This window comes from Alteromonas sp. G5_S2_22_S1 (genome assembly GCF_054968525.1).
Window position 1 is genome coordinate 110032 of the sequence record NZ_JBQKUJ010000003.1, and the last position, 10873, is coordinate 120904.

Sequence of the window (10873 nt, forward strand, 5' to 3'; positions counted from 1 at the left end):
AATTCGCTAATTTGCACAGACGCAGGTTGATTTGTTGGTTATAAAGCGCGCTATTGTAATGAAGTTTCTTAAACACTTCCCATAGTCATTCGATTCCCCGTATTTCAAGTCATTTTTCTCGAGCCGCTATTTTTATAGAAAATATTGATATCCCCCTCTTGCTGGTTAACCAATTTTAGAACATCTTTTTAACCAATTTAATACAATCGGCATACACAATGTCTTCTAATAACAAAAAAGAACCCCCCTTAGTAGAAGTACTTAAAGTGCTTTTTTACTTTTTACTCATCGCGTTAATCATCAGCGCGTTATCTGCCTGCGGCGGCGGTGCTAACGCAACAGCGCATATTACTGAAGAAATTGACAACACCTTAGGCCCACATATTGTGTTCCTTGCACACCGAGACGAAGACTTTAATAAAGGCGTTTAATATGACCGCCAGCGCAATGAAATTAAGACTTACGATAAAAGCAAATGCGCGGTATTGGGTTTCGAAGGTGAAACCATGCAGTTTGAACGGTATTTCTATGTATCTAGCGATATGTGGCGGGGCGTGTCGGGTGAAGACTTTATTCGCCCTAAATGGGGTATTTACCGTTCTGTTGCTGAGCTAGACAAATTACGGGGGCAAGAGGAACGCGTGAAGTTTGCGGATTTTGTAATACGTAAAGGAACGCCTTGACGCCCTAAAATAAAAGTTAATATTAAAAAGCGGCACGCCTTTTACTAGAGAAAGCTTACCGCTCTTATTATGCTTATCGGTTTACCTCAGTAAGGATTGCGGTAGAAACGTTGGCTAAACGGCCTCTACCAGCATGACTTACTTTTTTTCACTTTACTTTACTGGTAACACCTGTACCGATTCAGGTGCAGGGTACATCATGCTAAACGTAGGGTCGATATCACCCGAGCTAGCGTTCAAAATATTATCAAAGCGAAGGATCATACCGTTTGATTTTTCAGCGACATAAACGTGTCCATTGCTCAGCATAAGGTCTACCGGGTTTCCTAACCTGGAATTAGGACCTGCAATATTAACCGACACATTAGCGAGCCCATCAGCACTGCCTGCGCCTGATATCACGTAAAGCTTTCCGTCGGTGGCATCGGCGGCACTACCTACATCAGAAATCACCAGACTATCGCTTTGGCTATCGTAATCGATACCGTGAATATTCGTTGGTGCGGCAAACGCTGTGCCGCCGCTCGCCGGAACAATCAGTCTATCTTCACCGGTTATTACCGTTTGGCCACTTTCCATCTTGCGTACGACTTCTTCAAATACCGCAACGGTGCCATTGGTTAACGCTAAGTAAGCGCTATCAGTAGACGGGTCATAATCTACGTCCCATGGTCGCGCTCCGTTAGCAGCCTCTAAGGTGAGTAAAGGCGCTACATTACCTGAAGCACACGGTGAAAATACCCTAACCGCAGGTGTAGTCTCGTTCACATCGGCAACAAATACCATGCCGTTGTCAGACGATATATCTAAGCCTTTAGGCGCGATAAGCCCTGTTTCACTACCCACAATCATATGATCATAGCTATCGCTATACATCATACCGTCACGCATCGTTTTAAGACGATTAACCACGATAAGGCCGCCGGTAGATGTATCGGGGTTATCAAACGTGATGACACCATCACCGCTTGCTGTGTAAGCCGCACTTTCAATGCTCACCCCACTGTCAAATGTGCTTAGTTCACTTGATAAAACCGCGCTGTACTGGGCCACCTGCCCCGTGGTCTCGCTGTCTGTTGAAGGATTGCTTGAAACAGAAAGACCCCTAATTGGCGTTGTTGTGATACCGTCGTCAGAGGCATCTACCATGGTCTCAAGGTCTGTAAACTCGGCAAGTGATTCTGGTTTTACTGAAGGCGTAGACAACGTTGGCGCTACATCACCACTTTCGCCGTTAAAAATATTCGAGAAAACCAAGATTGCATCATTTGACTTCTCTGCCACGCGCAAATCCGACCCTGTAAGGATAATATCCACCGGATTTCCAAGCTGCGTCGTTGCGCCACCAATTACTCTGGTAGGCACTGTTGCTCCGTCTGCAGTCGACACATTATCTAAAACAAAAATTTGGCCGTCGTCAGCGACCGCGGCATCACCAACATCTGATAACACAATACGGTTGGACATAGGCTCATAAACGATACCGTGCAGATTTATCGGTAGCTGATTTCCATCAGCATCAGAGGGTACCACAGAGCGCATAACTGACGGGGCAAAATCAGAACTTGCCACATCGTCATAGACTGCTAGCGTGCCGTCGGTCAGCGCAACATACAGTCTGTCACTTTCTTCGTCATAGGCAAGGTCCCATGGCTTTGCCGACGTCATAATTTCCGCAATAGGCGCTACGTCGCCCGCCGCTTGGCCGCCGAATACACTTATTTTCTGACCGTTAAAGTCTGCGACCATGATAAGGCCCGCCTCTTCAGCAAACGCGATCCCTTTCGGATTAACTAGGCCTGTGGCAGCACCGGTGAGTTCGTGCCCTCTATTCATCACATAGTTAGACTGAGCATCGAAACCACAAAAACTTCTTACTAACGGTAAGTCACTATCGCCTGCCTGAACTAACGCGCCGCTTTGCGTAAAGACGATGCCTTCATTCGCGCCTGTCGTTACCGTGCTTAGCGCATTGGCGTTTTGATCAATTGCGGTTACCGTATTTCGGTTGTCATCACCATTATTGGCAACAAGGAAAGTGGCCGCAGCAAAGCCAGGGGTGCCATCTTGCCCTGGTGCTCCATTTTGGCCTGGCGCGCCGTCGACGCCATCTATACCGTTAGTGCCGTCGTCACCATCACAGGCGCTTAAGGCGAAAACCATAGCCGTCGCTAATAGTGACAATTTTATTTTTTGCTGCGATGTTTTATTAAGTTCCATCATCATCTCCATACTTGTTTTATTTGAAGAGACGCTGTCAACCGCAAATGTGTGCGATAAGTACTGCTCACGTCCTGTTCAACAAGCCAAACGACCAACGTTTGAAATTGGATGCAACAAAAATAAAAAAACCTCAACGCATTGCTGCTGTTGAGGTTTTTATTATGAGTAACCGTGGTTATTTAGCGAGGAGGGAAACCACCGCCTCCGCCGAAGCCGCCTCCGCCAAAACCACCAGGGCCGCCTGGCCCGCCTGGCCCACCGAAACCGCCACCGGGTGGCACCATGCCTTTCATCTGGCGCATCATTTTCTTCATGCCGCCGCCAGACATCTTTTTCATCATTTTTTGCATTTGTGTAAACTGCTTAAGCAAGCGGTTTACATCTTGAATTTGCGTACCTGAACCCGCTGCGATACGACGCTTGCGCGAGCCTTTGATAATATCAGGGCGAGCGCGCTCAGCTGGTGTCATTGAATTAATGATGGCTTCCATTTGATTGAACTGCTTGTCGTTTGCCTGATCTTTAATCTTATCAGACATACCACCCATGCCAGGCAGCTTATCTAGCATGCCCATCATGCCGCCCATGTTCTTCATTTGCTCAAGCTGATCTTTAAAGTCTTGAAGATCAAAGCCCTTGCCTTTTTGAACTTTTTTCGCCAGCTTTTCGGCTTTTGATTTGTCGACCTTGCGCTCAACTTCTTCGATAAGGCTTAGTACGTCGCCCATCCCCAAGATACGAGAAGCAATACGCTCAGGGTGGAATGGCTCAAGCGCATCCACTTTTTCGCCCATACCGATGAACTTAATGGGCTTACCTGTTATGTGACGTACAGATAATGCCGCACCGCCGCGGGCGTCACCGTCGGCCTTAGTAAGAATAACACCGGTCAGTGGTAGCGCGTCGTTAAACGCTTTTGCTGTATTAGCGGCATCTTGACCTGTCATGGCATCAACTACGAATAGGGTCTCAATGGGCTTAACCGCAGCGTGTAACTCTGTAATTTCGTTCATCATGTCGTTATCGACGTGCAAACGGCCTGCTGTATCTACAAGCAGAACATCAAAGAAGTTTTTCTTCGCTTCAGCGATGGCATCGTTAACGATATCAATGGGCTTTTGTAAGATAGTAGATGGGTGAAACGCAACCTTCACTTCATCAGCTAGGGTTTCAAGCTGCTTGATAGCGGCTGGACGATAAACGTCAGCACTGACTACCATCACTTTCTTTTTCTCACGTTCAGTCAGGTACTTAGCAAGTTTACCTACAGAGGTGGTTTTACCCGCACCTTGTAAACCAGCCATAAGCACTACAGCAGGAGGCTGAGTGGCTAGGTTAAGCTTTTCATTCGCCTCCCCCATTACCGACTCGAGTTCAGACTGAACGATTTTTATGAATACTTGGCCTGGCTTTAAGCTTTTAGTAACTTCTGTACCAACCGCACGCTCTTTTACCTGAGCAACAAACGCTTTGACCACTGGCAGCGCTACGTCGGCTTCAAGCAGCGCCATGCGCACTTCACGTAGCGTCTCTTTAATATTGTCTTCAGTAAGACGCCCTTTACCACTTACATTTCGTAATGTTTGGCCTAAGCGTTCTGATAAATTCTCAAACATAGTATGAAACTTCTTTTTATTTCAGACGTAATGCGTGCATTGTAACGTAAAAGCGCACCGTAACGTACCCACAATTACGGTTAAATTTTTACCCAATTGCACCAGAAGGTACCTATATACCCACACTAAAAGTGGGTGTGAAACAAACAAAATCAAGGAGATGGTTGAATTTACTTGCAAGTTGCAGTATCAATACCGACTCAGTCGGTGAACACATCACCCACGTATTACAGGACGCATCATGAACACCCTTTTCGCCATCTCTGCTGCCCTACTCTATGCTCTCGCTGCTGCAGTGCTTATTGGCAAATTCGTACATCAAGACGGCCCCAATAAGCGTTTAGGGTTGTCACTTGCAAGTCTAGGCGCAATAGCGCATATCGCATTTCTAACCAATGTTATTATTGTGGCCCCTGGCCAAGACATGAGCGTTACTAACGTACTGTCACTGGTTTCTTGGATAATAACCATATCCATGTTGGTATTTGCACGGGCTATTCCAAACCTTATTTTGCTTCCCGTTGTTTTTGGTTTTGCAAGTTTGACGGTGTTGGCATCACAGTTCATTCCCGTGTCTTACATTATGCACATTGAGCTGCAGCCCGGGTTAGTTATCCATATTAGTTTGTCGCTTTTTGCTTACTGTACTTTGGTGATTGCATTTCTTTATGCCCTGCAAATGTCTTACATCACTTACAGGTTAAAGCAAAAAGGCGCAGCCCTATTACACTCTTCGTTGCCGCCATTAATGCTGGTAGAAAACATCCTATTTAAACTTCTACTTGCCGGAACATCACTATTAACTGTGTCGCTAATCAGCGGTTTTGTGTTTTTAGAAGATATGTTTAATAAAACTTACGCACACAAAACCGTGCTTTCTGCTGCTGCTCTTGTGGTGTTTCTTATTCTATTAGTTGGGCAAAAGGTTCGAGGTTGGCGTGGTAAGCAGGTTATAGCACTAACCGTTTTGGGCGTTGCGCTATTGTCGCTAGCTTACTTCGGTAGCAAGTTAGTTCGCGAGTTTTTATTGTCAGCATGATTAAATAACCCGCTACCCCGCTCACCTGACTCATCACCAACCTCGCTAGGTTACCTAGCCAAAAGCACTGATGTCTGCGGTTTTCTAAACAATTAGGGGCATATCAACAATTTCCCCTTGAAACCCAGACATCAAATCAATACATTTGAAGCCTAAGTATAGACAGGGACCCCCTAATTGGACGACATATCAACGAGTACGCTGTTTATCGCGCTCGGCGTACTCATATTACTATCAGCGTATTTCTCTAGCTCAGAAACAGGCATGATGTCGATAAACCGCTATCGGCTCAAGCACTTACAAAGTGAAGGCAACCGTTCTGCAATACGGGTTGCTAAGCTTTTAGACAGGCCTGATCGCCTTATCGGTCTGATTCTTATTGGTAACAACCTCGTCAATATTGCGGCGTCTTCGCTTGCAACCATACTGTGTATTCGCTTATTTGGCGATTACTGGGGCCTTTTCGCCGCTACGTTTGGCTTAACCTTGGTGTTACTCATTTTTGCAGAAGTGACGCCTAAAACATTGGCGGCGCTCTACCCTGAAAAAATCGCGTTTCCTAGCTCGCTTATTCTTCTGCCTTTGCTCACCTTACTATACCCGTTTGTGGCCGCTATAAATGGCATCACGAATGGCATCCTTGCATTACTTCGTATTAGCCCTGCTAATGGAAGTGATGACTCGTTAAGTCGCGAAGAATTAAGAACGGTTGTATTTGAAGCCGGCACCATGATCCCTAAAAAGCACCAAGATATGTTGGTCAGTATCTTAGATTTAGAAAGCGTGACCGCCGAAGATATTATGGTGCCCCGCGCTGAGATTTTTGCCATCGACATCAATGACGATTGGAAGAAGATTCAAAAGGCGCTGACTCATGCGCAGCACACCCGAGTTTTACTGTATCGCGATAGCATTGATGACGCAGTGGGCTTCGTTCACGTGCGCGATGCGCTGCGTCTTCTATCAAAAGACCAGTTTACCAAGTCTAGTCTACTGCGCGCAGTACGAGAAATTTACTACACGCCAGAATCAACGCCGCTTCACACGCTAATGTATAAGTTCCAAGCGGAAAAAGAGCGAATCGCTCTTGTGGTGGACGAATATGGCGACATTATGGGCCTGGTAACGCTAGAAGATATTTTAGAAGAAATTATTGGTGATTTTACCACCAGCATGGTGCCAGACCACAGTAAAGAGGCGCACGTACAGCAAGATGGATCTGTGTTAGTTGACGGAAGTGCAAACGTACGTGAGTTAAACAAAGAGATGAACTGGAATTTACCCACTGAAGGCCCGAAAACCCTGAATGGGTTATTGCTCGAGTACTTAGAAGACATTCCTGAGAACAAGGTTAGCGTGCGCTTGGCAGGATACCCATTAGAGATTGTGGATATTTCAGAAAGCATGATAAAAACGGTTCGGATCATGCCCGAATATTATGTGCCCCCTAGAGACTCAAATAATGACGGTTAAGGTTTATTGCCTATAGCTCACCTTTTGCTTCGTCAGCTAGGCGCTGCTCACGGTTCGACAGTGCCCTAGCTTTCGCAGCAGCAACTTTATCTGATAGCTCAGATAGTTTGGCAATAATATCCTGCGTCTCCTCATCTTCACGTAAATCCGCCTCCGCCATATGCGATTGCAATGAACGCTTAAGGAGCTCAGGAATAGATTTGCTATCCATTTCCCAACCCTTCAATAGAATAAACTTTGACACTCTCAAAGATACTATCGACCGGAGAAAAGGATACTTAACGATTAATTGAACAATTCTTGGAATTTATCGGCGACGCTGAATAAAAACATTAAAGGCCCTGATAGTGAGTGACTAACGTGCCCTTGTGTTCGCGTAGCGAGTATTTAATGACGGCAATAGAAGCCGTAGAAAACAAACTTGTTGTGTACGACTGGCATAACTCATCAACTAAGTAGCTAACTAAGGGCATATGGCTTACTACCAACAACTTTTTAATCGGCTTTTTGGAGTTGACCGCGGCATGTAGCAGGCCATCAATGTAATCGCTCACAAGTTTCGGCGAGCCTTCTGGAACAATATCATCACTACTTTCTACTTTGCCTGCAGCAATATCTAGCGACACCATATCATGGGTTTGCTTTGCTCGACGGTAGGGGCTAACAAGCGCTAAATCAACGACGCCTGTATTGCAATATTGGTCTTTTAACCACAATGCGGCGGTTTTAGCTTGTTCTCTACCTAGAGGGGTTAGCTGTCTGCTTTTATCATCGAGTCGGGGCGCTTCGGCTTCACCGTGACGCATAATGAAAAGATAAATGTCGTCGTTGCTACTTTGACCTGACATAACATTGCGCATAGTATTAATGAAAGTATGCTAACGATATCAGAGAGCTGATACTACGCCTAGCGCTAAACGGCGAATAGTGAGAATTTTCGTACATTATTTAACGTTTTGTGAAGTTCTTCTAAATAGATGCTCCAGCAGTAAGGTGCTCCTGACCAAAAACGAGACAATGTGAATAACACCATAAACTTAGAAAATGCGCATCACGTTACTCTACCCAATGGATTGTGTGCCATGTTATGCCACACACCTGAAGCCAGCGAGTCTTTCGTATCTATGGCGGTTAGAGCGGGTCATTTTTACGACCCTAACGATTGTCAGGGGTTGGCCCACCTACTTGAACACATGCTTTTTATGGGAAGTCGTCACCTGCCCAAGCCGAACGCAATTAATGGGTTTATTGAGCAACACGGTGGAACAATAAACGCCTGGACAGGGACTGAATACGCCAACTACCACTTTAGCTGTAGCGGCGGTGCGTTAGCGCAAACCTTGCCCGCGTTTGCTGATATGCTTAGACAGCCCTTGTTCGAAGAAGACGCATTAACTAACGAAATAAAAAACATTCACGCTGAGTTCGAATTTAAGAAAAAAGATGACCTTCGTCGTCTGTACCAAATTCACAAAGAAACCTGTAATCCTCACCACCCCTTTGCGAAATTTTCCGTAGGCAACAGCGACACCTTTTCACAGCATGAATGCGCTGAACTAAAGCACCGGCTAAAGTCTTTACATCAAACTTACTACTGCGCTTTGAATATGCGATTGTGCATTGCCAGCCCTATGCCAACTCCTCAGCTTGAAGCCCTTATACACCAGTGCTTTGGCTCGCTGCCAAGTGGCGAACTCGCGCCCGATAACTGGCCCCCTCTATATACTGAAAACGAGTTGGGCATACAGATAAATATACACCCGTTACAATCAGCTAAACGAATGATTGTGACTTTCGCCCTCCCCGCTTTGCAAAACGATTACAAAACAAAGCCGTTAAACTACATCAGTCACTTAATTGGTGATGAGGGCGAAGGCAGCTTGCTTGCTTATTTAAAAGAAAAGGATTGGGCTCTCAACCTGATTGCAGGCTCAGGCATTGAGGGAGACAAATTTAAAGACTTTAATGTGAGTTTTCAGCTCACTCAGAAAGGCCTTGAAAACAAATCGCAGGTATTAGAAGCCCTCTTTAGCTACATAGCGTTAATTCGAAACGCCTCTGTAGAAGAATGGCGCTTTCACGAGAAGTCGCAGCTTAACGCCCTAGCCCTTGAATACGAAGAAAATGTAAAGCCACTCGGCCTTGTGACTGAGTATGCCGAGCATCAGTTTATCTTTGACGCTAGCGAGTTAAACCAATTGCGTTCGACAATTGGTAGTTTTGACCGAACTGTTATAGAACACGCTTTATCTTACTTTACACCAGACAATATCCGTTTAAAGGTAATTTCAAAAGATGTAGACACCACGCAGGTTTGCGCGTTTTATGAGGCGGAATATAGCGTTGAGCCTATTGATGATAGCGTATTACGTTCGCTCGCTTCGCCTAAAAAAATAGCAGCACTAAACCTTCCTCCACCTAACCCTTACTTGGCAAAAGAATATTCTCTTGTTTTGCCCGAAACAGGGTTCAATATTCCCAATAAACTTGTCGACAACGGCCACTATCGCTTTTGGTTTGCTCAAGACCAGCAGTTTCATAGCCCAAAAGGCGATATTTATATCTCCTTTGATGCGACCTCTTTTTCAGATTCTTTAACCTCGGTGGCAGCAAAGCGAATTTGGTTAGGCGCGCTAAATGACTACTTACAAGCTAAATACTATCGCGCCGAGATTGCTGGATTACATTATAGAATTTATGGGCATCAGGCGGGGTTTACTCTGCATACTCGAGGCTTTACTAATCAACAGACATTGTTAGCCGGCCAGCTTCTTGACGCTGTGTTGAGTTTCACCCCGGACGAGCGGGCATTTAAACACCATAAAGCCCTTCAAACTCAAAGCTTACATAATTCGCTTTTAAACAAGCCTACTAACCGTTTATTTTCCCGATTAAGCGTACTGATTCAAAGAAACACGCAAGCGCCAGTTGAACTGTTAGACGTGATCGACAACATCTCTTATGACCAAATGCTTACCAGCCGAAGTAAGGCCTTTGAGCGATATTTTGTCGAAGCCTTTATGCATGGGAACTGGACCAGTGATGAAGCAAAATCGTTTTCAGCCTCTCTTAAAGGTCAATGCGATAGCGCGGGTGGTGCACCGCTATCACGGGCCGTATCGAAGTTACCAGTAGGCGGCACTTTGTACCATGAAGTGGTGTGCAACCATGATGACTCGGCAGTGGTGCTTTATCTGCAAGCCCCGTCGCCCAGTTTAACAGACACAGCCCTTTGCATGGTATTGGAGCAAATGCTGGCGGCGCCATTTTTTAATTCACTAAGGACAGAGCAGCAGCTAGGCTACATTGTTGGTACGGGCTATGTTCCCCACAACCAGCATCCGGGAATGGCCTTTTACATTCAAAGCCCTCAGTGCAGCCCTAAACAGTTGTTAGATGCCATGACAGAGTTTTTATTCCAGCAACTAAACGAAATTGAGTTCTATCGCTTTTACTGGCCCACTATTCAACAAAACCTTATTAAACAACTAGAAGAAAGGGACCTAACCCTCTCTATGAAGTCACAGCGGTTATGGGTTAGTTTGGGAACCCAAGATTTAGGTTTTAACCGCAACACAAAGCTTGCAGAGCGTGTGAAGAGCCTTAGCTTTGAAGAAATACAAGACTTCGCACACCAGTTAGCCAAGCGCGAACGGTGTGGAGAGCTCGTGCTGTTTTCCAAAGGAAAATTTGAAACTATACCGACAAACGAAAAGCGCACTATTAACAGTATTTCTCAGTTTAAACAGGAAATACCTTACTACTGATAAGTTAATACCTTCACCTTTTGCCAACTCTATTGAAACGTACATCTTAATCGATTTACAAAAGCGAGTTGG

At 45.5% G+C, this 10873-nt stretch carries 9 protein-coding genes; 5 read left to right on the forward strand and 4 right to left on the reverse strand.

Annotated features, from left to right (window positions below; all coding sequences use genetic code 11):
• The first annotated feature begins 218 nt into the window (after positions 1-218).
• Positions 219-431: a hypothetical protein gene (locus tag ACTRWF_RS04845; RefSeq protein ID WP_462835183.1), complete on the forward strand. Its 213-nt coding sequence runs from the start codon at positions 219-221 to the stop codon at positions 429-431.
• A 75-nt stretch (positions 432-506) separates the two neighbouring features.
• Positions 507-683 carry a hypothetical protein gene (locus ACTRWF_RS04850; RefSeq protein WP_462835184.1) on the forward strand — a complete coding sequence of 59 codons (177 nt, stop codon included), beginning with the start codon at positions 507-509 and terminating at the stop codon, positions 681-683.
• A gap of 153 nt (positions 684-836) precedes the next feature.
• Here ACTRWF_RS04850 and ACTRWF_RS04855 read toward each other — a convergent pair whose 3' ends face one another.
• Together ACTRWF_RS04855 and ffh are read right to left on the reverse strand one after the other, a co-directional pair.
• On the reverse strand, positions 837-2903 hold the full coding sequence (locus tag ACTRWF_RS04855) for a hypothetical protein (protein ID WP_462835185.1): 2067 nt from the start codon (positions 2901-2903) through the stop codon (positions 837-839).
• A gap of 182 nt (positions 2904-3085) precedes the next feature.
• Positions 3086-4522: a signal recognition particle protein gene (ffh, locus tag ACTRWF_RS04860; RefSeq protein ID WP_015066650.1), complete on the reverse strand. Its 1437-nt coding sequence runs from the start codon at positions 4520-4522 to the stop codon at positions 3086-3088.
• A gap of 241 nt (positions 4523-4763) precedes the next feature.
• On the opposite strand from ffh, the gene ACTRWF_RS04865 reads away from it, so the two are divergent.
• Both ACTRWF_RS04865 and ACTRWF_RS04870 read left to right on the forward strand, forming a co-directional pair.
• On the forward strand, positions 4764-5561 hold the full coding sequence (locus ACTRWF_RS04865; protein ID WP_020743169.1) for a cytochrome C assembly family protein: 798 nt from the start codon (positions 4764-4766) through the stop codon (positions 5559-5561).
• 177 nt (positions 5562-5738) lie between these two features.
• The gene (locus ACTRWF_RS04870; protein WP_015066648.1) at positions 5739-7034 is read left to right on the forward strand and encodes an HlyC/CorC family transporter; all 1296 of its coding nucleotides are present in this window, start codon (positions 5739-5741) and stop codon (positions 7032-7034) included.
• A gap of 10 nt (positions 7035-7044) precedes the next feature.
• On the opposite strand, the gene ACTRWF_RS04875 is transcribed toward ACTRWF_RS04870, so the two are convergent.
• Together ACTRWF_RS04875 and sixA are read right to left on the reverse strand one after the other, a co-directional pair.
• Positions 7045-7245 carry a hypothetical protein gene (locus tag ACTRWF_RS04875; RefSeq protein WP_020743168.1) on the reverse strand — a complete coding sequence of 67 codons (201 nt, stop codon included), beginning with the start codon at positions 7243-7245 and terminating at the stop codon, positions 7045-7047.
• Between the two features lie 121 nt (positions 7246-7366).
• Positions 7367-7882, reverse strand: coding sequence for a phosphohistidine phosphatase SixA (gene sixA / locus ACTRWF_RS04880; protein WP_020744710.1), 516 nt, complete (start codon positions 7880-7882; stop codon positions 7367-7369).
• 171 nt (positions 7883-8053) lie between these two features.
• On the opposite strand from sixA, the gene ACTRWF_RS04885 reads away from it, so the two are divergent.
• On the forward strand, positions 8054-10801 hold the full coding sequence (locus ACTRWF_RS04885; protein WP_462835186.1) for an insulinase family protein: 2748 nt from the start codon (positions 8054-8056) through the stop codon (positions 10799-10801).
• Positions 10802-10873 lie beyond the last annotated feature (72 nt).

Coding starts and splice junctions, on each gene's coding strand:
- ACTRWF_RS04845 (WP_462835183.1), top strand. CDS start 219: ATGTCTTCTAATAACAAAAAAGAACCCCCCTTAGTAGAAGTACTTAAA.
- sixA (WP_020744710.1), bottom strand. CDS start 7,882: ATGTCAGGTCAAAGTAGCAACGACGACATTTATCTTTTCATTATGCGT.
- ACTRWF_RS04875 (WP_020743168.1), bottom strand. CDS start 7,245: ATGGATAGCAAATCTATTCCTGAGCTCCTTAAGCGTTCATTGCAATCG.
- ACTRWF_RS04850 (WP_462835184.1), top strand. CDS start 507: ATGCAGTTTGAACGGTATTTCTATGTATCTAGCGATATGTGGCGGGGC.
- ACTRWF_RS04855 (WP_462835185.1), bottom strand. CDS start 2,903: ATGGAACTTAATAAAACATCGCAGCAAAAAATAAAATTGTCACTATTA.
- ACTRWF_RS04865 (WP_020743169.1), top strand. CDS start 4,764: ATGAACACCCTTTTCGCCATCTCTGCTGCCCTACTCTATGCTCTCGCT.
- ffh (WP_015066650.1), bottom strand. CDS start 4,522: ATGTTTGAGAATTTATCAGAACGCTTAGGCCAAACATTACGAAATGTA.